The following is a 22,792-nucleotide window of genomic DNA, read 5'->3' as shown; positions in this document are numbered from 1 at the left end:
CCACGGCTGTGCCGTCGCATTCTTCCCCACGAGATGGGTAGGGTCTCGCTGGTTCACTCTGACCTCAGGGGGGCCAGGGAAGTGCGTGCCGGGCTGAGATCCAGACCGGTCCGAACTCTTGCCGGTGTCCTATCGGTTGGGCAGGGAAAGTGATTCACGGTTCGGGGGGAACTTTGCCGGCCTTGGTCAACGAGGGTGACGCACATGCGGCGTCGGTCCGGTTCCGTGTTCTGGGGCCTGTCGAGATCCTGATCGGCGACAGGCCGGTCCCCCTGCGGGCGGGACGTCAGCAGACCGTCCTGTCGATGCTGCTCCTGGAGGCCAACCATGTCGTCGGCACCGATCGCCTGATCGACGCGATCTGGGGGGACGACCCTCCGACGACGGCGGGCAGCCAGATACAGATATGCGTGTCGGCGCTGCGCCGCATCCTGGCCGAGGCCGGCGGGATCATCGAGACCCGCGCGCCGGGCTATCTGATCCGTGTCCGGGCGGACCAGCTCGACATGCAGGTCTTTGAAGACACGGTGGCCGAGGCCGGGCGGGTGTTACGCGCCGGATCCGTGGCGGAGGCCGCCGCCCTGCTGCGGGACGCGCTCGCGCTCTGGTCCGGCAACGCGCTGGCCAGCGTCACCAGCCGGCTCGTCCGGGCGAAGGCCGCCCGGCTGGACCAGACCCGGCTGAACGTCTACGAGGAGTGCGTGGACCGGGAGCTCCAGCTGGGCAGACACCGCGAGCTGGTGAGCGAACTGATGACCCTCGTCTCCCAGAACCCGCTGCGCGAGCGCCTGTGCGGCCAGCTCATGCTGGCCCTCTACCGCTCCGGCAGACAGGCCGAGGCGCTGGAGGCCTACCGCACCGCCCGGGCCGAACTCGTCGACCAGCTGGGCATCGAACCGGGTGAGGAACTGAGGCGGCTCGAGAGCGCCATCCTGACCCAGGAGCCCGGCCTCGACTGGTCCGGAACCGCCGATCCCTCCGCGAACTCCGGCGGACCCCGCCAGCTCATCGCGGCCACCAGCGACTTCACCGGGCGGGAGGACTACGTGGACGCGATGGAGCGCGCGTTGAAGCCGTCCGACGTCGCGGCGGGGCCCTGCGGAGTGGTCCCCATCGTCGTCGTCGCGGGCAAGAACGGGGTGGGCAAGAGCGCCCTCGCCATCCATGTGGCCCACCGGCTCGCGGCGGCCCACTTCCCCGATACGCAGCTCTACGCGGACCTGAGAGGGACCCGGTCCGACCCCCTCTCCAGCGAGGACCTGCTCATGTCCTTCCTGCGGGCCCTGAGTCCGCCCGGCACCAAGTTCCCCGACGCCGTGGAGGAACGGGCCCGGCTCTACCGCAGCCGGCTGGCGGCCCGCAAGGCGCTGATCGTGCTGGACGACGTCGCCGACGAGGCCCAGGTGCGGATGCTGCTGCCGGGGAGCGCGGGGTGCGCGGTGATCATCACGAGCCGGGTGCGGCTGACCGGCTTCCCCGGCTGCCGGCTCATCAACCTGGGGCAGTTCGACCAGAGCGAGGCCATCGAACTGCTCGGCAGAGTCGTCGGCGAGGACCGGGTGCGCGCCGAGCCGGCCGCCGCCCGTACCCTCTCCGAACTGGTGGGCGGCCTACCGCTGGCGCTGCGCGTCGCCGGTGCCCGGCTTGCCGCGCGCCCCCACTGGACGCTCGCGACCATGGTCAGGCGGCTCGCCGACGAACACCGCCGGCTGGACGAACTGGTCCACGGCGACCTTGCGGTACGGGCCAGCATCTCGCTGACCTACGGCAGCCTGCCGCCCCGGGTGCGCCTGCTCTTCCGGGCGCTGAGCGACCTGCCGTGGGACACCTTTCCGAGCTGGGTGGCCGCCGCCGTGCTCGACATCGGTGTGCGGGAGGCGGAGGACCTGCTCGACGAACTGGTCGATGCCCATCTGCTCGACTACATCGCCGCCGACGCCTCCGGGAACATCTCCTACCGGTTCCACGTGCTGATCCGCATCTTCGCGCGGGAACAGTCCGCCGAGGGCCCGGAGCGCGAGGCCGACAGCCGACGGCTCCTGGAACGGGTGTGCGGCGGCTGGCTCTTCCTGGCCGAGCACGCCCACGAGCTGCTCTACGGCGGTCAGTTCACGCTGCTGCACGGCACGGCGCCCCGCTGGGAACCGCGCGGAGGGTTCCATGAGATCCCCCTGCGCGACGCCCTGGGCTGGCTGGAGAGCGAGCGCCTCAACCTGACGGCCGCGGTGCGGCACAGCGCAGGCGCGGGCCTGGACGAACTGTGCTGGGACCTCGCCAGCACACTGGTGACCCTCTTCGAGGCCAGGGGGTACTTCGACGACTGGACGGAGACGCACAAGTTCGCGCTGGCCGCGGTCCGCGAGACCGACAACCGCCGGGGCATCGCGGCGATCCTGTCCTCGCTCGGTTCGCTGCACGTCACCCGCCGCCAGACGGGCACGGCGCCCGAACTGCTCGACCGGGCCATGGAGATCTTCGAGGAGCTGGACGACCGCCACGGACGGGCCCTCGTCCTGCGCAGCCAGGCATCGCTGGACTATCACATGGGCGAGACCCGGCTCTCGCTGGCGCGGTACGAGGCGGCCCTGGGGGAACTGCGCCAGGCCGGCGACCGGATCGGGGTGGCCCACGTCCTCGTCAACATCGCCCAGCACCAGCTGGACGCCGACGCGCCGGACGAGGCTGTCAAGCAGCTGGACGAGGCCCTCTCCATCTGCCGGGCCGTCGGGAGCAGACGCACCGAGGCGCAGGTCCTCTACCGCCTCGGCCTCGCACAGCTCGAGCAGGACCGGGTCGACGCGGCCCGTGAGACCTTTACCGCCGTGCTGCTCCTGGTGCGCCAGAACGACGACCTGGTGGGCGAGAGCTACGCCCGTCTCGGCATGAGCGCGGTGCACATGAGACTGGGCAACTTCCAGACGGCCGAGACCATGCTGCGCAGGACCCTGGAGATCAGCGAGGAACTGGCCGACACGGTCGCGCAGGGCCGGGCCCTGTTCGAACTGGGCAGTCTGCTCGCCCAGGGCGCCGATCCGGCCGGAGCACGCCGCCATCTCGAACGTGCTCTGGCCATCTTCCGGGAGCAGAGTCTTCGGCTGTGGGAGGACCGGACGCAGGAGGCCCTGGACTCGCTTCCGGACTGAGCCGGACGGAGTGAGCCGGACGGACTGAGCCCGGGGCGGGTCTCCCGCCGGTGCGCGGACCGGGCTCAGGTCCAGGGGGTGTCCTTGTCCGGGTGCTCGGACGGCGGCGGTGTCGTTGCGCCGTCCGCCCCCTCGGACAGGTTCCACGTCGTCGCGGTGGCGGGCACCGCTGCCGCGGCGACGGTCGGCGCACCCGCCGCCAGGACGGTCGCGGCCAGCAGAACGGACAGAATGCGCGGGGTTCCAGGCATCGTTCGGTTTCCTTCAGGTCAGTGGTACGTGTCGGTCGGATGACCCGGATGTTAGGGAGCCGCTGTATCGCGGCCTTATTCATGCCCTGTCGCCCGCCCATCGCGACGACCGCCGAGGCGGCGATCGGTCACCGATAGGGGAGCGATAGCCGCACACGAAGAATCGGAGAGTCAATCACTGGGATTCACGACAGGGGACACCGTGGACACTGCTCTTTCGGATCCTTCTGCGGCGGCGCGGAAGACGGAACGCCTCTCGGTCTGCGTGTTCTGCGGAGCGCGTCCGGGCACGTCGCCCGAGGCCGTCCGGCTGGCCCGCGAGGCCGGCGTCACGCTGGGGCTGCACGGACACGACCTGGTATACGGCTCGGGCGGCGCGGGCCTGATGGGGGAGGTCGCGCGCGGCGCGATGTCGTCCGGGTCGCGGGTCACCGGCATCGTGCCGCGCTTCCTCTACGAGCTCGAACGCGCCGACCAGGCCGACACCGACGAAATGATCATCACCGAGGACATGTTCGACCGGAAGCGGGAGATGATCCGGCGCTCGGACGCCTTCATCGCTCTCCCCGGCGGATACGGAACCCTCGACGAGATCCTGGAAGTCGTCTCCCTGAACTCCCTCGGCCAGTGCCCCAAACCGCTCGTGCTCGTCGACCTCGACGGCATCTGGGAGCCGCTGACCGCCCTGTTCGACCGGATCCGCGCCGGCGGCTTCTTCCGGCAGAGCGCTGAGGCACCCTTCCACCTGGCCGGCTCGGTCGCCGAGGCCGTCGAGTTCGTGGAGCGCCACACGCGGTCCGCCGCGGACACGGTGCGGGTGGGCGCATGACACCCCCTGTGCCGACCACGTACCCCCGTTCCGGGGCCGTCGAAAGGAGTGCGGACCGGTGACCACCACCACGCAGACCGGGACCGTTGCATCCCGTGCCCTGCGCATCGACGGGGCCAGGCTGCTGCGCCGTATCGACGAGCTCGGCAGGATCGGGGCCGACCCGCTCGGCGGAGTCACCCGCCCGGCCTTCAGCGCCGAGGACCGGCAGGCCCAGCAGTACGTCCGGGCCGAGGCCGCCGGCGCCGGACTGCGCACCGAGGTCGATCCCGCGGGCAACGTCATCATCAGGCGGGCCCACCGGACGGCTCCCGGGCCCGTGGTCCTCATGGGGTCGCACCTGGACACCGTCATCAACGGCGGGCGGCTGGACGGGGCATACGGCGTCCTGGCCGCGCTGGAGGTGATGCAGACCGTCGTCGAGGCGGGCATCGAACTCGCCCACGACCCCGTGGCGGTGGCCTTCGCCAACGAGGAGGGCGCGCTGTTCCCCCAGCCCTTCTGGGGCTCCATGGCGCTGACCGGCCAGACCCTCCGGCTGCCCGACGACCCCTGCGACCGGCACGGCAACTCGCTGGCCGGACCGCTGCGGCAGGCCGGAGGTGACCTCGCGCAGGTGTCCCGGGCCGCCTGGCCGCCCCGGTCCGTCCGGGCCTATCTCGAGCTCCACATCGAACAGGGCCCGGTCCTGGAGGAGCTGAACCTGCCGATCGGAGTGGTCACGGACATCGTCGGGCGGGTGGTCTACGACGTCCATGTGCGCGGCCGGGCGGGGCACGCCGGAACCACCCCGATGGGCCGGCGCCGTGACGCGGCTGTCGCGATGAGCCATGTCGTCATCGCCGCGGAGCGGACCGCGACCACCGCGGGCCGCTGCCGCGTCGCGACCGCGGGATGCGTGACGGTGTCGCCCGGCGCCACCAACGTGATCCCCAGCGAGGCGCTCATCTCCGTGGAGTTCCGCGACGAATCCGCGGCCCGGCTCGCCGACGCGGCGTCGTCCTTCGTCGCCGAACTCCGGGCCCTCTCCGAGCTCACCGGCTGCGAGATCCGGGCCGAGGAGACCCTGCGCACCGTCCCGGTGCCCACGGACCCCGCCCTCCAGGACCTCATCGCCGCCTGCGCGGACGACCTGGGCCTCGGGCAGACCCGGCTGCCGAGCGGCGCGGGCCACGACGCCCAGATCCTCGCGGCCGTCGCACCCACCGGGATGATCTTCGTGCCGAGCCTGAAGGGGCTGAGCCACACGCCCGAGGAGGACACCGCCGCGGCCGACCTCGTAGCCGGCGCGGACGTCCTCCTGCAGGCCGCGCTCTCCCTCGGGGCGGGGGACAGGTGAGAGCGGCCGAGGCCTCCTCCGGCCTGCTCCATGTCCCGAACCCGTTGCCGGACGCGCCCCTGCGGCTCATCGGCGTCCCCTACGCCGGGGGAGGGGCGAGCGTCTTCACGGGGTGGCACACCGGCCTGCCGGACATCGAGCTGGCAGCGGTCCGGCTGCCGGGGCGCGAGTCCCGCTTCAGCGACCCGCCCCACACCCGCATGGGGCCGCTCGTGGCCGACCTCGCGGACGGGATCGCGGCGGCCGCCGACCGCCCGTACGCCCTGTTCGGACACAGCATGGGCGCCCGGGTCGTCTTCGAGGTCGCGCGACGGCTGCGTACCCTCAAGGGCCCGCAGCCCCGGTACCTCTTCGTCTCCGGCTGCCGGGCGCCCCACCTGCCCCTGCGGCCGCCGACCGGACACCTGACGGACGCGGAGTTCGTGCAGGAACTGCGGGAGCTGGGCGGTGCGCCGCCGGAGTTCTTCGCCGAGCCGGAGCTCGTCGAACTGCTGCTGCCCATGCTGCGCGCCGATTTCGCCGTCCTGGAGTCCTACGACTACACCGCCGCGGCACCCCTGGACATCCCCGTCCGGGCGTTCTGCGGGGACGCCGACCCCCATGTCTCGCCGGCGCAGACCGCAGCCTGGAGCGAACACACCTCGTCCCGCTTCGGGCTGACACGCCTGGCGGGCGGCCACTTCTATCTCGGCGAGCAGCGTGCCGCGCTCCTGTCCACGATCCGTGACGACCTCCTGCACCGACCGGGAGCACCGACGCCCGGGCCCTGATAGGCCACCGAAGGAGGGGCGATAGACACCCCCGGCACGCTTCCACCACGCACAGGCTCCCGCCCCATCGCTGACTGGAGGGACATGCCCAGCTCTGCGGAAACCGCCGAAGAACGGCGCCGGTCCCTGGACGCGCGGCTGCTGCGCCGCCGGTCCGAACGGGCCGCCGGCGCCCAGCCCGCCCGCACGATCCCGCACGCCCCGCGCACCGGCCCGCTGCCCCCGTCGTCGGGACAGCGGCGCTTCCTGCTGCTCAACGACCTCGACACGGCCGGTGACGGTGCCGCGGGCACCGGGAACTTCGCCTTCTGGCTCCGGCTGCGCGGCGACCTGGACCAGGACGCGCTGGAAAGCGCCCTGAACGAGCTGTGCCGCCGCCACGAAGTGCTCCGTACCGTCTTCGCCACGGACGAGGGCGTCCCGGTGCAGATCGTGCGGGATCACGCACCCGCACCCCTGCCCCTGCACGACCTCAGCCGCGAGGCCGACCCGGCGGGCCGGGCGCGAACCGTCGCGGCCCAGTGGGCACGGGAGGTGTTCCGGCTCGGCACCGACACGCCCTTCCGCCAGGACCTGATACGGCTGGGCCACCGGGACCACGTACTGCTGCTGAGGATCCACCACATCGCCGCCGACGGCTGGTCCGAGGGGGTGCTCAACCGCGAACTGTCCCTGCTCTACGGGGCGTTCCGCCGCGGCGAGCCCTCCCCGCTGCCGCCGCTTCCCATCCAGTACGCCGACTTCGCGGCCTGGCAGCAGGAGCAGCTCGCCGGTGGGGTGCTCGACCGGGAGACCGACCACTGGGCCCGTCTGCTGAACGGCCCGCCCGCCGCCACCGAACTGCCCTTCGACCGGCCGCCGACCGCCACCAGCGGTGCGGCCGGAGCGGTCCTGCGGATACCCGTGGACCGGACCGCGCACGGCCGGATCACCGCACTGTGCACAGCCCACGGCGTCTCGCTCTTCCACACGCTGCTCGCCGGGTACGCGGCACTGCTCACCCGCTACTCGGGCCAGACCGATGTCGTGGTCGGCGCCCCCGTCGCCAACCGCCAGCACGCCGAGACAGCAGGCCTGATCGGCTTCTTCGTCAACACCGTCGCCCTGCGGATCGACACATCGGGCAACCCCGCCTTCGGCGAACTGCTGCGCCGCGTCAAGGACGTCGCCCTCGACGCCGCCGACCACCAGACGGCACCCTTCGAGCAGGTCGTCCAGCGGGTCGCGCCGCCCCGCGAGCCGGGCCGCCAGCCACTGGTGCAGACGATGCTCCAGGTGCACAACACCCCTCAGGCCCCCGTCGCACTCGAGGGCCTGCACGTCGAGTACGAGCAGCTGTTCACCGACAGCACCTCCGCGGATCTGGCGGTGAGCTTCGTCGAGACGGACGGAGAGCTCGAAGCGCTGTGGGAGTACCGGGCGGAGCTGTTCGACCCCGCGACCGTGCGCCGCGTCCACCAGGACCTCTTCTCCCTGATCGAGTCGGCCGTGAACTGTCCGGCCCTGGGCGTCGCCGAACTGGACCTGCTCCCGGCGGCGGAACGGGAGTGGCTGCGGCTCCGGTCGAGGGGACCGCGCCGGGCCGCACCGGACGGTGTCCTGGAGCTGTTCACCCAGCAGGTGCGGCGCACTCCGAAGGCCCCGGCCGTGGTCTGCGGGACGGACGCTCTCACCTACGCCGAGCTGGAGGAGCGGGCCGATGCGCTGGCGCACCACCTGGGCACCCTCGGCGTCACCGGCGGTGACCTCGTGGCGATCTGCCTGGAACGCGGCGCCGACATGGTGGTCTCGGTCCTGGCCGTGCTCAAGGCCGGCGCCGCCTACCTGCCGCTCGACCCCGGATATCCGGCCGGCCGACTGCAGTTCATGGTGCAGGACGCGGAGCCGGCCCTGGTCCTCACCCACGCCGCGACGGCGGACGCCCTCGGACCGCACCCGGCACGCACCGTGCGGCTGGACCTCTCCCGGGAGACGCTCGCCGACCTGACCGGCCGCGCCCCGCGGGGCCGGCCCGGCCCGCAGGACCTGGCCTATGTCATCTACACCTCCGGCTCGACCGGCATGCCCAAGGGCGTCGCGGTCCCGCACGGCGGACTGGCCAACTACCTCGCATGGGCCGGGGACCTCTACCGCACCATTGGCGGCGGGGGATCCGTACTGCACTCCTCGCTGAGCTTCGACCTCACGGTCACGTCCTTCTTCCTGCCCCTCCTGTCGGGGGAACCCCTCCTCACGGTCCCCGACGAACAGCCCCTGCCCCGACTCGCCGCACTCCTGACAGACCCTCGCCGGGAGCCGGCCATGGTCAAGCTGACGCCTTCCCATCTGCGCGCCCTGCGCGGCGAGGCCGCCGAGGGCGGTCCGGCGGACGCCGTCGCCGCCTTCGTGATCGGCGGTGAGGTCCTGCCCGCCGACCTCGTCGCGGTATGGCGCCTCCTCGCGCCACGGGCCAGATTCTTCAACGAGTACGGACCGACGGAGGCCGTCGTCGGGTGCTGTGTGCACGAGGTGACCGAAGGCACGGACACCGGTGCGCCGGTGCCGATCGGCGTCCCCGTCGACAACACCGAGCTCTACGTGCTCGACCGGGCCGGGAACCAGGTCCGCCCGGGAACCATGGGCGAGCTCTACATCGGCGGATCACAGGTGGTGCGCGGATATCTCAACCGGCCGGCGCTCACCGCCGAGCGCTTCGTGCCCGATCCCTTCAGCGGCGTACCCGGCAGCCGCCTCTACCGCACCGGGGACCTGGTCCGGTACCTGCCGGACGGGGCGCTGGAACTCATCGGGCGCACCGACGACCAGGTCAAGATCCGCGGACAGCGCGTGGAGACCGGCGAGGTCGAGTTCGCCCTGCGGCAGTGCGCCGGCGTGGCCGACGCGGTCGTGGTCGCCGGCGGCTCGCCCGGCGCGGCCGCCCTCGTCGGCTACTACGTCGCCGAGGCCGGGGCCGACCCGGGCCCCGGCGAACTGCGCGACGCCCTTGCCGGGACCCTGCCGCGGCACATGGTCCCGGCGGCCCTGATGCGGCTCGGTGCCATGCCGCTGACGGAGAACGGGAAGGTGGACCGGGCCGCGCTGCCCGACCCGGGCGGCGTCACACGGCCCGACCCGGAGACCTGGACCGCCCCCGCCGACCCGGTGGAGGAGCAGCTCGCACAGATCTGGGCCCGGATCCTGGGCTGCGAACGGGTCGGGGTCCTCGACGACTTCTTCGAGCTCGGCGGGCACTCCCTGCTCGCCGCCGAGGTGATCGAGCACATCGGCCGCACCTGGCCGGGGCTCCCCGTCCGGGGAATGCTGCGGGAGATCTTCCTGCATCCGACGGTCCGGGGGCTCGCCGCGGCCATCCGGACGGCACTCGCGGCACCGGCCCCGCCGGCCGCGCACAGCGCCGTACCGCACGAGCGTCCGGCCCGTCCCGGGCCGCTGCCGCTGTCACCGGCCCAGGAGAGCCTGCTCGTCCAGGTGGAGCTGTCCGGCAGCCCCCACGAATACCTGGTCCCGCAGGCGCTGCGCCTGGACGGCCCGCTCGACGTAGGTGCCCTGCGGCAGGCCCTGACGGCGATCAGCGACCGGCACGAAGTGCTGCGCTGCCGGTTCCCGCGCGACGCCGCCGACCACTGCTACGCGCTGCCCCCCGGTCCGCAGCCCGCGCTGGAGGAGCACGACCTGTGCCACCTGCCTCCCGCCGAACGCCCGGAAGCGGTCGCGGCGCTGCTGCGCACCGAGGTGACCGCACCGCTGGACCTCGCGGCGGGCCCGTTGCTGCGGGCCCTGCTGATCCGCGACGGTGACGGCCGGCACCTGCTGTGCCTGACCACCCACCATCTCGTCTTCGACGGGCGGTCCCAGCAGATCCTGTTCACCGCGCTCGCGGCCGAGTACACCAGGGCGCTGGAGGGCGGGCGGCCCGTGCCGCCCGGACCTTCCCCGCAGTACGCGGACCTCGTAGGAGCTCTGAGACAGCAGGCCGAGAACCCGGCGGAGGAGGACCTGGCGTACTGGCGCGACACCCTGGCCGCGACGCCCGGCCTCGCCCTGCCCACCGACCGTCCGCGCGGCGCTTCCCGCGCGGGCACCGGCCGGGCCCTCGTGTTCACGGTGGAGGCCGGCACCGTCACCGCGCTGCGCCGCCTTGCGAAGGACCGCTCGGCCACGCTCTTCATGACGTTGCTCGCCGGGCTGCAATGTATGTTGCACCGGCACACGGGACAGCGGGACTTCGCGGTCGGCACCTCCGTCGCGGGGCGGGGCGTGCCCGGGAGCAGCGATCTGATCGGGCTGTTCATCAACCAGGTCGCCCTGCGCGCCGACCTCGCCGGGGATCCCTCCTTCGACGACGTCGTGGAACGCGTCCGGCAGCGCTGCGCGGAGGCGTTCACCCGCTCCGACGTGCCGTTCGACCGGGTCGTCCGTGAGGTGCGCCCCGAACGCGTCGCGGGCGCCAACCCGCTGTTCCAGGTCGCCTTCGAACTGGCGGAGGCCCCGTGGAGCGGCGAGACGGAGACGGGGCTGAGGCTGCGGGAGCACCCCGTGCCGGTGACCGTCTCCAAGTTCGATCTGACGGTGGCGTTCCGCCCCGACGGAGACCGGCTCCTTGGCGAAGTGGAGTACGACATGGCGCTCTTCGACGAACAGCGGGTGCGAGGCCTGGCGGACGACCTGGTCCAGGTGCTGGACGAGGTCGCGGCCGATCCGGCGACGCGGGTCGGCGGCCTGCTGCCGGAGCGGACCGACCCGGCGTCCGGGCAGAGTCCGTCCGGCGACGGCCCACCGCGGGAGACCGCGCCGGCCGAGGAGCCCAGCCACGCCGAGCTGCTGGTGGCCGACGCCTACCGGGCCGTGCTGCCGACGGCCGAATTCGGGCCCGACGACGACTTCTTCGCGCTCGGCGGCCACTCGGTGCTCGCCCTGCGCGTGGTCTCACGGCTCCGCAAGGCCCTCGACCTCGACATCCCGCTCGACCTGATGTTCCACCACCCCACCGTACGGACGCTGGCCGAACAGCTCGAGGACCTCCTGCTCGCCGAGATCGAGGCCCTGCCCGAGCACGAGGCGGCCGAGACCCTTGCGGACGGCCGGCCCTAGGGCCTCTCGTTTGGATCATGCCGGGCTCGCGGGGCCCGGCACTCGCATCTGAACGAAAGACCCCAGCGCGGGTCTGCGATCACCCGCACCCCATCCGATCACTCAGGGAGGACACCATGTCCGAGACCGGCCCCGTCGAGCACTACAAGGTGGTCCTCAACCACGAGGAGCAGTATTCGATCTGGTCCGCGAGCCGGCCCAATCCGGCGGGATGGACCGACGAAGGCACCAGCGGCACCCGCCAGGAGTGCCTGGACCGGATCGAGCAGATCTGGGTCGACATGCGGCCGCTGAGCATCCGTACCCGCAGCGGGCGATGAGATGACGACGCTGCAGGAATCGGAGACGGTACGGGACCCGTCGGACCCGGAGCTCTACCGCACCGGCGACCCCGAGGCGGTCTGGGCACGGCTGCGCGCCCGTAGTCCGGTCTGCTGGACCGAGCGGGCCCACGCACCCGGCTACTGGGCGGTCACCAGCCACGCGCTGGTGTCCCAGGTCCTCAAGAACGCCGCCGTGTACAGCTCCGAGAAGGGCATGCGGCTGGACGCCGACCCTGCGGCGACGGCGGCCAGCGCGGGCAGGATGCTGATCGTCACCGACCCGCCCCGGCACGGAGCGATCCGGCGGATCATCAACTCCAGCTTCACCCCCGCGATGGTGCGGCGGCTCACGGACACCATGCGGGCGACCGCGCGCAGCGTGGTGGCCGAGGCCGTCGAGGCGGGGGAGTGCGACCTCGTCGACGTGGCGTCCCGGCTGCCGCTGTCCGTCATCTGCGACATGCTCGGCGTGCCGAAGCCGGACTGGAACCACATGCTCGCCCTGACCCGCACCGCCTTCGGCACCAGCGACGCCGAGGGCGACGCCCGCCTGCGCAGCGAGGCCCACACCGAGATCCTCGTCTACTACTCCGAGCTGATCCGGCGGCGCCGCAAGGAGCCGGGCGAGGACATCGTCTCCGCCCTGGTGAACGGCACCGTCGACGGCAGGCCGCTGACCGACAGCGAGGTCTACCTCAACTGTGACGGGCTCATCTCCGGCGGCAACGAGACCACCCGGCACGCCACGGTGGGCGGGGTGCTGGCGCTGATGGCCCACCCCGGCGAGTTCGACCGGCTCCGCGCCCGCCCGGAACTCGTCGACACCGCGGTGGAGGAGATCCTGCGCTTCACCAGCCCCGCACTGCACGTGCTGCGCACCGCCACCCGCGACACCGAACTGGGCGGACAGCACATCCGCGAGGGCGACCGGCTCGCCCTGTGGCTGCCGTCGGCCAACCGGGACGAACAGGTCTTCCCCGACAGCGCCCGCTTCGACGTGGGCCGCACCCCCAACCGGCACCTGACCTTCGCCGCCGGCACCCACTTCTGCCTCGGCGCGGCACTGGCCGGACAGGAACTGCGGCTGCTGTTCGAGGAGATCGTCCGCAGCGTGAGCCACGTCGAGCCGGCCGGACCGGTCCGCCGGCTGCGATCCAACCTCGTCTGGGGATACGAATCCGTACCCGTGCGCATGGAAGGGAAGCAATGACCGACATCGCCCCGCCGGCCGACCGCACCGGCCGGCTGTCCCCGGCCAAGAGGGCGCTGCTCCAGCGTCGGCTGGCCGGCGGCCGCAGCCGTGCCGACGCGGACATCAGCGCCATCGAGCAGGTGGACCCGGCGCTGTCCGTGCCCGTCTCGCCCGCGCAGCGCGGCCTGTGGATCCAGGACCGCTATCTGGAGGGCAACGCCCTCTACAGTGCCAACGAGGCGATGTGGCTGCACGGCCGGCTCCGCCTCCCGGCCCTGCGCTCCGCCGTGGACCGCCTGGTGGAACGGCACGAGGCCCTGCGGACCATCTTCCCCGGCACCTCCGAGCCGCTGCAGATGGTCCGGCCCCCGCGACCGGGCAGCCTGAAGCTCCTCACGCTGGGCGGCAAGGACCGCGCCGAAAGCCGCGAGCGCGCGCTGGAACTGGCCCGGCAGGAGGTGGCGACCCCGTTCGACCTGGCCGCCGGGCCCCTGTTCCGGGTGCTGCTGATCACCGTCGCCGACGACGAGCACCTGCTGGTGCTCAACATGCACCACATCGTCACCGACGGCTGGTCCTTCGACGTCCTGGCCCGTGACCTCGCCGAGTTCTACTCCGCCGCCGCCGAGCGGCGCGAGGCCATACTGCCCGGCCTGCGCGTCAACTACCGCAGCTTCAGCGCCTGGCAGCTAGCCCGGCAGGACCCGGCCCGGCTGGAGGGCCAACTCGACTACTGGCGAACCGCGCTGGAAGACATCGCCCCGGTGCTCGACCTGCCCACCGACCGGCCCCGGCCACCGCAGCAGTCCTACCGCGGTGCCGCCGTCACCGGGCACGTCACGCCCCGGACCGCCGACGGCATCCGTGCCCTCGCGGCCGCCCGGGGGACAACGGTCTTCGCCACACTGCTGGCGGCCTTCCAGGTCCTGCTGTACCGCTACACCGGCCAGCCGAAGTTCGCCGTCGGGACGCTGCTGCACGGCCGCGGCCACGCCGAGCCGGGCGAACTCGACGACATGGTCGGCCTGTTCGCCTCCACCGCGGCCCTGCCGGCCGACCTCGGCGACCGCCCGCGGTTCGACGACTTCCTCGCCCGTACGCGCCGCAACGTCATCGACGCGATCGCCCACCAGGACGTGCCCTTCGACCGGGTCGTCGAGGAGCTGGCACCCCCGCGCGACCTCAGCCGCAACCCCCTCTTCCAGACGCTCTACCAGCACCTGGAGCCCGGCGAGAAGCCGTGGACGCTGACCGGCCTGACCGTTGAGCCGGGCCACCTGGGCACCGCCACCTCCAAGGTCGACCTGGGCCTGTTCACCACGGACCGGGGTGCGCACGGCATGCGCGTCGACCTGGTCTTCGCCACGGACCTCTTCGACACCTCCACCGCCCAGCGGATCCTGGACCACTTCCTCCACCTGGTGGGCAGCGTCGTCGCCGACCCGCACGCCCCGGTGGACACGCTGGACATCCTGCCCGCCGAGGAGGCGGGGACGATCCTGCGGGAGTGGAACGCCACCGAGGCCGCCTATCCCACCGACCGGTGCCTGCACGAGCTCTTCGAGGAGCAGGTCGCCCGCACCCCGGACGCGCCCGCCGTCGTCACCCCGGACGGGACCGTCAGCTACGCCCGGCTGAACGCACGGGCCAACCAGGTCGCCCACCTGCTGCGTGAACAGGGCGTGCGGCCGGACGTGTTCGTCGGCCTGTGCGTACGGCACAGCGTGGAGATGTTCGTCGGCATCCTCGGCATCCTCAAGGCCGGCGGCGCGTACGTTCCGCTGGATCCCGATCACCCGGCCGACCGCCTGGCCTACGTCCTTGAGGACACCGCGGCACCGATCGTCCTGACGCAGGAAGCCGTCCGCGACCGGGTACCCGGGACGTCCGCGCAGGTCATCTGCCTCGACGGTGACCGCCCCGCGCGCTACCCGGACCACGACCCGGGACGGACGGCCGTGTCCGGAGACCTCGTGTACGCCATCTACACCTCCGGCTCCACCGGGCGCCCCAAGGGCGTCCTCATCACCCACCAGGGGCTGAACAACTACCTGGTGTGGGCGGTGACCGGATACGGCCTCGAAGGCAGCTCCGGCGCGCCGATGCTGGGGTCGATCGCCTTCGACCTGTCCGTGCCGAACTTCCTGCTGCCGTTCATCGGCGGACGCGACGTCACCCTGCTGCCGGAGGACCGCAGCCTCGAAGGCCTCGCCGAACTGCTCCGCCGGCCAGGAGACTTCAGCCTGCTGAAGATCACCCCCGCCCATCTCGACGTGCTGCGGGCCCATCTCGACGGCGAGCACCGCAGCGAGAAGCCGGTCACCTCGGTACGGACCTTCGTGGTCGGCGCCGACGAGGTGAAACCGGAGACCGCGGCGGCCTGGCAGCGGATCGCGCCCGGCGCCCGCATGATCAACGAGTACGGCCCCACCGAGACGGTCGTCGGATGCTCGGTCTACGAGATCCCGGCCGACGGAGCCCCGCGCGCGGTCGTACCGATCGGCAGGCCGATCGCCAACACCCAGATGTACGTGCTGGACGACCACCTCAACCCCGTACCGCCCGGCGTGACCGGCGAGCTGTACATCGGGGGCGACGGCGTGGCCCGGGGCTACCTGAACCGCCCCGCCCTCACCGCGGAGAAGTTCATTCCCGACCCGTACAGCCGCACGCCCGGCGCCCGCTTCTACCGGACCGGTGACCGGGCCCGCTTCCGCCCCGACGGAAACCTGGAGTTCCTCGGCCGCATCGACCACCAGGTCAAGATCCGCGGCTACCGGATCGAACCGGGCGAGGTGGAGACCGCACTGCTGCTGCACCCGACGATCGCCGAAGCCGTCGTGGCCGTCCGCGAGGACAGGCCGGGCGAACGGCGGCTCGTGGGTTATGCGGTGCCGACCGGAACGGACCGGCCCGACCCCGCCGAACTGCGGGACTTCCTGCGGCGGTCGCTGCCCGAATACCTGGTGCCCGCCGTCATCGTGATCCTCGGCGAACTGCCCCTGAGCAACGGCGGGAAGGTCGACCGGCGCCTCCTGCCGCCTCCCGCCGGCGTCCGCGGCGAAACGGCCGCCCCCTCAGTGGCGCCCAGTGAAGGACCGGAAAGTGTCCTCGCCGGTATCTGGGCCGACATCCTCGGCCTGGATCAGGTCGGCGCGCACGACAACTTCTTCGATGCCGGCGGCGACTCGCTCCTGGCCCTGCGCGTCGTCGCCCGCGCCAGGGAAGCCGGCCTCGCCCTGCGGCCCCGGACACTCTTCGAGTGCCAGACCCTCGCCCGGCTGGCCGAGGCCGCCACCCCCTGCGAACCGTCAAACCCCCTGCCCCAGGCCGGGGAACACACCCCGCAGCAGGCCGGCGAGGTGGGTTTCACCCCACTGCAACGATGGTTCCTCGAAGCCCCGGTCGACCATGCCGCCCACGTGGCCACCGAACACGTCGAGATCGACTGGACCCCCGCGAGGGCGGACCTGGAAGACCTGCTCCACCGTCTCACCGACCACCACGAGGCCCTGCGGCTGCGGCTGGACAACGGACCGGACGGCGCGCCGCGCCTGCGCACGGCGGCACGCGAGGAGTCGGCCCTGCTGCGCGAGACCGACCTGACCGGCACCGCGCCCGAACAGTGGCCCGCCGCGATGCGCCGGACGGCCGCGGAACTGACCGCCGGCATCGACCGGGCCCGGGGCCCCCTGCTCCAGGCCGCGCTGCTGCGCACCGGCACCGGCACCGACCGGCTGCTCCTGGCCGTCCACCACCTGGGCACCGACGGGGTGTCATGGCGGATCCTCATGGACGACCTGGCACAGGGATGGCAGCGACTGCGCGACGACGCACCGGCCGAACCGCCGGCTCCCGCCGTGCCCGTCTCCGCCTGGACCCGCGCCCTCGCCGGACTCGCGGCGTCCGGAGCCGTCGCCGGCGAGGCGGAGTACTGGGAACGGCAGGACGCCGGGAGCTCCCTCCCGGCCGACGAGACCCTCGGGCCGAACAGCACCGCCTCTTCCCGGACGGTCACCCACCGCCTGTCGGGCGGGCAGACCGAGACCCTGGCCGCCAGGACCGGCCGGGGCGAAGGAACTGTGGCCCAGCAGCTGCTGGCCGCGCTGGCCCTGGCGGTCGCCGAGGAAGGCGCCGGCAACGACGTCCTCGTCGAGGTCAACGGGCACGGCCGGGACGGCGGCCCCACCGGCCTGGACCTGTCCCGCACGGTGGGCTGGCTCGCCGTACGCCACCCGCTCCGCCTGACCGTCCCGCCGCAACCGCGGAGTCCGGGCGCGCGTCGTGCGGCACTGGTCGACCAGGCGGCCCGCGTCCCCGGCGACGGACTCGGCTACGGGCTCCTGCGCTACCTCGGCCCCGACACCGCCGTCCGGGAACGGCTGGCCCGTGCGCGGCGGCCGGAGATCGCCTTCAACTACCTGGGCCGGTACAACTCGGCAAGCGCGGCCGCGCCGGGCTGGCGCTGGCTCACCGACACCCCCGAGCAGGCCGCGGCCGACGAGGACCGGGAGCACCTGCTGGAACTCACCGCCGCGGTGGTGGACGGGGAGACGACGCTGAACTGGACCTACTCCGCCAACCGGCACCGGGAGTCCACCGTCCAGCGGATCGCCCGGGCCCATCTGCGCCACCTCTTCGACTGACCACGACCGACCACACCGGCGAAAGGCGGCTCATGGAGACGGACACGGGCGGCGGACGGCCCACGGCGCTCGCCCTGCAGTTCACCGGACTGCCGGAGGACCAGAAGTTCGACCGGCTCACCAAGGAGGTGGACTGCCGGAGCCTTGATCCACTGACCCTGGACCGGACGGGATCCCTCGGCCTCCCGGCGCTGGCGGCCCGCATCCGGGACGGCCTCACGGACGGCCCGCCCGGATTCGTGCTGGCGTACTGCACGGCCGCGCCGTTGGCCCTGCACCTGGCCGAGGCATGCCGGCAGCGGTTCGGCACGGCACCGCACGCCGTGCTGTTCGACCCGGATCCCGGGTCGTCGGCGTATCTCATCGAGGAGTTCTCCGTCCTGTGCGGGAACCTCGGTGCCGACCCGGGGGCGGCGTCGGCACGGGCGGCCGGTCTGGAAGGCGCCGCCCTGCTGACGGCTCTGCGCGCCGAGCTGCTGGCGCTGAAGGACGGCCTGACCGAGACATACGGCGGGGACCAGGACGCCGAGGAACTCGTCGAACACCTCCTCACCCGCTACTGCGCCTGGCTGGCCTTCCTCGCCGCGGGACCGGCGGCCGGACCGGTCCGCGCCACCGGCCCCGTCACGGTGGTCACCGGCAGGCCCGCCGTCGACCTCGCCGCACTGGTCACCGACCCCTCCCGGGTGACCGTCCACCCGTGCGGGACGAACGGGCAGCCGCTCCTGCTGAGCGACGCCGCGGACACCGTCCTGCGGACCGTCCTGGCACAAGCGAAGTAGCACCGGCGCAGGGGGAAGGGGGCTGCCGGCCGGCAGCCCCCTTCCCCCTGCGCCCGTACGGATCAGAGCGCGGCAGCGGCGCAGTGGGCGGCCAGCCGGGCCACCGTCGGGCACTCGAAGACGGTCGCGGGATCCAGGCGGAGCCCCTGTGCCCGCAGCCTCTTGACCACCGTCATGGCCAGCAGCGACGTGCCGCCGATGGTGAAGAAGTCCTCCTCGGCGCCGATGTGCGTGAGGCCGAGCACCGAGGCCCACACCTCCGCGAGCTGCTTCTCCACCGGCGACTCGGGCAGCCGGCCGGCCGGCACACGGGCACCGAGCTGTTCCTCGGCCAGGGCGGCGAGCCCGGCACGGTCGAGCTTGCCGTTGCGCGTCAGCGGAAAGCCGTCCACCCGGAGGTAGAGGTTGGGGACCTGGTAGGCGGAGAGCAGCCGGGACACATGCGCCCTGACGACCGCCGGATCGTGGTCCCCGTCCGCGACGAAGCAGCACAGGAGCTGGTCCGGAGGCGTGCCGCGCACGAGCACGGCGGCGTCGCGCACCTGCGGACAGCTCTTCGCCGCGCCTTCCACCTCCTCCAGCTCGATGCGGAACCCGCGGATCTTCACCTGGCTGTCGACCCGGCCCTGGAACTCCAGCATCCAGCCGTGGGACGGTATGTCGATCAGCCGGGCCAGATCCCCGGACCGGTACACGCGCTCCACCGCCCCGCCCGGCAGGGCCAGTTCGGTGAACGCCGCCTCGGTGGCGGCGGCCGACTGGTAGCGCTGGGCCAGACCGTCCCCGGCGATCAGGAGCTCACCCGTCGCGCCGGGCGCGCACAGGGCGCCCTCGCCGTCGACGACGTACATCCGGTAGTTGGGCAGGGGCACACCGATGGGGATCTGGCCGGAGTCCGCCGCAGGGTCCACCACGACCTCGGTGGCGTTGACGGTGGCCTCCGTCGGTCCGTAGATGTTGTTCAGGAGCGCGGGGGAGCGCATGATCCCGTGCCAGTGGCGGGTGTGGTGGTAGTGCAGCGTCTCGCCGCCGATGATGATCCACCGCAGGTCGGGCAGATCACGCAGGGCGGGATCCTGGTCCGCGGCCTCCCTCAGGTGGTGCCAGTGGGCGGTGACCACGTCCAGGTGCGTGATCCGCTCCCGGCGCAGCCACCCCAGCATCGCGAACGGGTCCTGCAGCTCGGCCGGGGGCAGGGCCAGCAGACAGGCCCCGGTCACCCACGCGGGGAAGATCTGCTGGACCGACGGGTCGAAGGTGAGCGGTGCGTTCTGGCAGAGCCGGTCCGCGGCCAGCACCTCGTGCCGGGAGACGAACCAGTGCACGAAGTTCAGCAGACTGTGCTCGCTGATCCGGACACCCTTGGGGCGCCCCGTCGTGCCGGAGGTGTAGATGATGTAACAGGTCCGCTCCGGGTCGTACGGGACGGCCGGGCGGCGGGGGCCCGGTCCTCCCGCGACGGGACGCAGGGTCCCGGTCCACCGCCGGCCGCCGGATCCGTCGCCGTCGTTGTCGTTGTCGTCGCCGGAGTCGAGCACCCCACGGACGGCGATGCCGTCCGGCAGCCAGTCCAGCCGGCCCGGCTCGTCCGACGCGGCGAGCACGGCGACGACCCCGGCGTCCTCGAGGATGAACTCCAGCCGGGACACCGGGTCCGAGACGTCGACCGGGACGTAGCCGCAGCCGGACTTGAGCACGGCGAGCAGGCCCACATACGGATGCACGGTGCGGCCGGCGGTGACCGCCACGATGGAGCCCGGCTCCACCCCCGACCGGCGCAGGAAGTCGCTGACCCGGTCCGAGCGCTCGTCCAGTTCGCGGTAGGTCAGCGCCACGCCGCCGGCGTACACGGCGGGCCGGTCCGGATGGGCCGCGACGGCCGCTTCGATCCAGGCGATCAGCCCTCCTTCGAAGGGGAAGCGGCGGTCCGTGCGGTTGAACTCCGACCAGGCCGTCCAGGTCGAAGCGGGGTCGTTCAACTGGGTGTTCATCGTGAAGAGCCTCCTCGGGCCGGCACGGTGAGGGACGCGTCGCCGAGCACCTGGGCGACCCGGTCGAGACCGGCACTGAACTCCTGGGCATCGCCGCCGAACCCGATCCGCATCCGGTCCGGACGGCCGAAGCACCTCCCCGGTACGACCAGGACCCCGTGCCGCAGGAGCAGCGACTCGCAGGCATCCGTGACATCGGGGACCGCGGGGAACCGGGGGAAGGCGGAGACACCGCCCACCGGCGTCGGGCAGCTGACCAGCCCGTCGTGGACGGCCGCCCATTCCAGCAGCGTCGCACGGTTCCTCCGGGCGAGTTCCAGCCGGGGCAGCAGCACGCGGTCGGCGTCCCGCAGCACCCGCAGGGCGAGCAGTTCGTTCAGTGGAGACGTGGAGATCGTGGTGTAGTCGCGGATCCGGACCATCTCCGTGAGCAGCCGCGTCTCGGCCACGCACCAGCCGATCCGTATCCCCGGCAGGCCGTAGGCCTTGGAGAGCGTGCCCGTCGAGACGACCCGGTCCGGTGAAAGCCCCTCGGCCTCGGTCGGCGCCGCGACGGGGGGACCGTCATGGACCAGCTCCCCGAAGGCGGCGTCCCAGAAGAGGTGGCAGTCGTGACGGGCCAGCATCCCGGCGAGCCGGCGCCGCCCCGCCGCGTCCAGGCACGCACCCGTGGGGTTGTGCGGGAAGTTGACCACGACCGCCCGGGTGCGGGGAGTCAACTGCTGCTCCAGCAGGTCGAGATCGGGACGGAAGTCGTCCTGCTCCCGCAGCTCCCACACCCGCAGCCGCGCACCGGCGGCCTCCGCCACCGCGGACAGGGCGTGGTAGACCGGATCCAGCACGACGACCTCGTCGCCCGGGCGCAGCAGCGCGGACAGGGCGAGGAAGATCCCCTCCGTCGAGCCGTGGGTGATCATCACCTCATCGGCTCGGCCCGGAGCGAAGCGCGTGGCGACCGCTTCGCGCAGCGGCTCGCAGCCCGTCGACGGACTGTCCCGGAAGATGACGTCGTCCAGTTCGGACGTGTCCACCCCGAGCAGTTCGCGCAGTTCGCCGAGCGTGTAGTTGAGGACACCCGAGCTGGAGATGTCGATCGAGGCCGCGAAGTACCGCTCGCGCAGCCAGTCCTCCAGGGGGGCGGCGGAAATATCACCAATGGTCATGGCTCAGCCGACCACCCTGCTGCTCGCCGACGGCCGTTCGGCCCGGGTGCGCCGCAGGTCGGTGACGACGTTGACCCGCTTGAGCCAGCGGTCCGTCCCGTCGAACCGTGCGCGGAAGGGGCGGCGGCCGTGAACGACGTTGCGGTTGTCGATGAAGCACACGTCACCGGCGCCCAGAACCACCTCGTACATATTGCCGTCCAGGTGCTCGATCAGCACTTCCATGGCCCGGACCGCCTCGGGATCGTCCTCGTCGGCCACGGTGAAGTCGCGGTCGATCCGCAGGACCGCCGCGTCCCCCGGCCCGCTGAGCAGAGCGACCTTCTCCCTGCTGTGCGGGGTGTCCGCCGGCGTGCTGTGCGACGGATCGGGATGGATGGTGAAGCGCTTCTGCGCCAGGACCCGCACGACGTCCTGCGGCAGCGACGCGGGATCGGCGCACGACAGCGTCGTCGGAATGTCCCCGCGGCCCCGCAGACAGAACAGCCCGACATGGTCGGCCCTGTTCTCCGAGAACGCGTCCTCCGTGTGCCACCCGAGCTCCCGCTCGCTGCTGGCACTCACCAGGCTGTTCTCGAGCCCGCGCACCGGCAGCACATCGGTGACGATCCTGCCCTCCTGCTGAGTCCCCCATCCGATCGGGTCGCCGAGCAGGGCCGCGTACAGCACGAGCAGAAAACCGTACGGGCCGCTGGCCACGGTGTCGGCCTCCCGCCAGTACGACGGCGTGGGCTCCAGCCACGGCTCCACGGTGTTGCCCGACAGGATGAAGGCGTGCTTGCGGTCGTCGAGCCGTGCGGCGTTCGCAGCCCGGCGGACGGAGGGCGGCAGGTCGTGCGCCAGCACCGGGACATCGGCGAGGAATCCTTCGTCGTGCGCGCTGCGGTACGCGGCGGCGCAGGCCTTCGCCAGGGAGAACGCCGCGTCCGCCTCGGCCGGGGTGAGGCTGTGGCGGACGAGGCGGCCCTGCCCGCCCGCCTGGCCGGCAGGCGGCTCGGACGGCCCGTACGACGACGTCGAGTCCTCCGTGCCCCACTCCTCAACGACATCGACATGACTCACCATCTGGCAACTCCTCGGCTCGGCTGACACGGGCGGAGCTCAGCGTGGCGACGACGACTATCGATGTCCCTTCCGGCGCATATCGAACCGCCACCACGAGAGAGGTACGGACGATCACGCCAAGGTCCCCGGAGGACACACGTGCTCCTGGCCGCGTCGGGGGCGGGTATCCAACCGCAGGATCCCGCGGGATGGAAGAGAGGGCCGGGC

Annotated in this window: 13 protein-coding genes; 9 read left to right on the top strand and 4 right to left on the bottom strand. The window is 72.4% G+C overall.

The genetic code is table 11. The annotated features are described in order from the left end of the window. Window positions 1-182: 182 nt before the first annotated feature. Complete coding sequence (locus tag OG782_RS00755; RefSeq protein ID WP_406447273.1) at window positions 183-3,143, top strand: AfsR/SARP family transcriptional regulator; 2,961 nt, start codon at window positions 183-185, stop codon at window positions 3,141-3,143. Window positions 3,144-3,208: 65 nt separating this feature from the next. On the opposite strand, the gene OG782_RS00750 is transcribed toward OG782_RS00755, so the two are convergent. After that, window positions 3,209-3,394 (bottom strand): hypothetical protein, encoded by a 186-nt coding sequence (locus tag OG782_RS00750; RefSeq protein WP_406447271.1) that lies wholly within the window; start codon window positions 3,392-3,394, stop codon window positions 3,209-3,211. Between the two features lie 202 nt (window positions 3,395-3,596). Here OG782_RS00750 and OG782_RS00745 point away from each other — a divergent pair, with 202 nt between their 5' ends. The 8 genes from OG782_RS00745 to OG782_RS00710 all read left to right on the top strand — a co-directional run bounded on the left by OG782_RS00745 (window position 3,597) and on the right by OG782_RS00710 (window position 18,366). Beyond that, window positions 3,597-4,223: a TIGR00730 family Rossman fold protein gene (locus tag OG782_RS00745; protein WP_406447270.1), complete on the top strand. Its 627-nt coding sequence runs from the start codon at window positions 3,597-3,599 to the stop codon at window positions 4,221-4,223. A gap of 58 nt (window positions 4,224-4,281) precedes the next feature. Then, entirely contained in the window at window positions 4,282-5,562 is a 1,281-nt protein-coding gene (locus OG782_RS00740; RefSeq protein ID WP_406447268.1) for a Zn-dependent hydrolase, read from the top strand. Further along, window positions 5,559-6,332, top strand: coding sequence for a thioesterase II family protein (locus tag OG782_RS00735; protein ID WP_406447266.1), 774 nt, complete (start codon window positions 5,559-5,561; stop codon window positions 6,330-6,332). The genes OG782_RS00740 and OG782_RS00735 overlap by 4 nt, the downstream gene beginning before the upstream one ends. 84 nt (window positions 6,333-6,416) lie before the next feature. Then, entirely contained in the window at window positions 6,417-11,423 is a 5,007-nt protein-coding gene (locus tag OG782_RS00730; RefSeq protein ID WP_406447264.1) for an amino acid adenylation domain-containing protein, read from the top strand. Between the two features lie 116 nt (window positions 11,424-11,539). Beyond that, window positions 11,540-11,743, top strand: coding sequence for an MbtH family protein (locus tag OG782_RS00725; protein WP_406447263.1), 204 nt, complete (start codon window positions 11,540-11,542; stop codon window positions 11,741-11,743). Between the two features lies 1 nt (window position 11,744). Further along, window positions 11,745-12,956, top strand: a complete 1,212-nt coding sequence (locus tag OG782_RS00720) for a cytochrome P450 (RefSeq protein ID WP_406447262.1) — start codon at window positions 11,745-11,747, stop codon at window positions 12,954-12,956. Then, a complete protein-coding gene (locus tag OG782_RS00715) occupies window positions 12,953-17,584 on the top strand; it encodes an amino acid adenylation domain-containing protein (RefSeq protein ID WP_406447260.1) in 4,632 nt (1,543 codons plus the stop codon). The genes OG782_RS00720 and OG782_RS00715 overlap by 4 nt, the downstream gene beginning before the upstream one ends. Before the next feature lie 32 nt (window positions 17,585-17,616). Beyond that, a complete protein-coding gene (locus OG782_RS00710; RefSeq protein WP_406447259.1) occupies window positions 17,617-18,366 on the top strand; it encodes a hypothetical protein in 750 nt (249 codons plus the stop codon). 62 nt (window positions 18,367-18,428) lie between these two features. Here the strand turns inward: OG782_RS00710 and OG782_RS00705 are convergent, their stop codons facing one another. The 3 genes from OG782_RS00705 to OG782_RS00695 are packed head-to-tail and all read right to left on the bottom strand — an operon-like array spanning window position 18,429 to window position 22,585. Next, window positions 18,429-20,357 carry a non-ribosomal peptide synthetase gene (locus OG782_RS00705; RefSeq protein ID WP_406447257.1) on the bottom strand — a complete coding sequence of 643 codons (1,929 nt, stop codon included), beginning with the start codon at window positions 20,355-20,357 and terminating at the stop codon, window positions 18,429-18,431. After that, complete coding sequence (gene vioD, locus OG782_RS00700; protein ID WP_406447256.1) at window positions 20,354-21,520, bottom strand: capreomycidine synthase; 1,167 nt, start codon at window positions 21,518-21,520, stop codon at window positions 20,354-20,356. Before vioD ends, OG782_RS00705 begins: the two co-directional genes overlap by 4 nt. Before the next feature lie 3 nt (window positions 21,521-21,523). Next, window positions 21,524-22,585 (bottom strand): TauD/TfdA family dioxygenase, encoded by a 1,062-nt coding sequence (locus tag OG782_RS00695; RefSeq protein ID WP_406447254.1) that lies wholly within the window; start codon window positions 22,583-22,585, stop codon window positions 21,524-21,526. Window positions 22,586-22,792 lie beyond the last annotated feature (207 nt).

The sequence above is a fragment of the Streptomyces sp. NBC_00876 genome (genome assembly GCF_045207435.1).
Taxonomy (GTDB): domain Bacteria; phylum Actinomycetota; class Actinomycetes; order Streptomycetales; family Streptomycetaceae; genus Streptomyces.
This window is presented reverse-complemented; position numbering and strand designations above follow the sequence as displayed.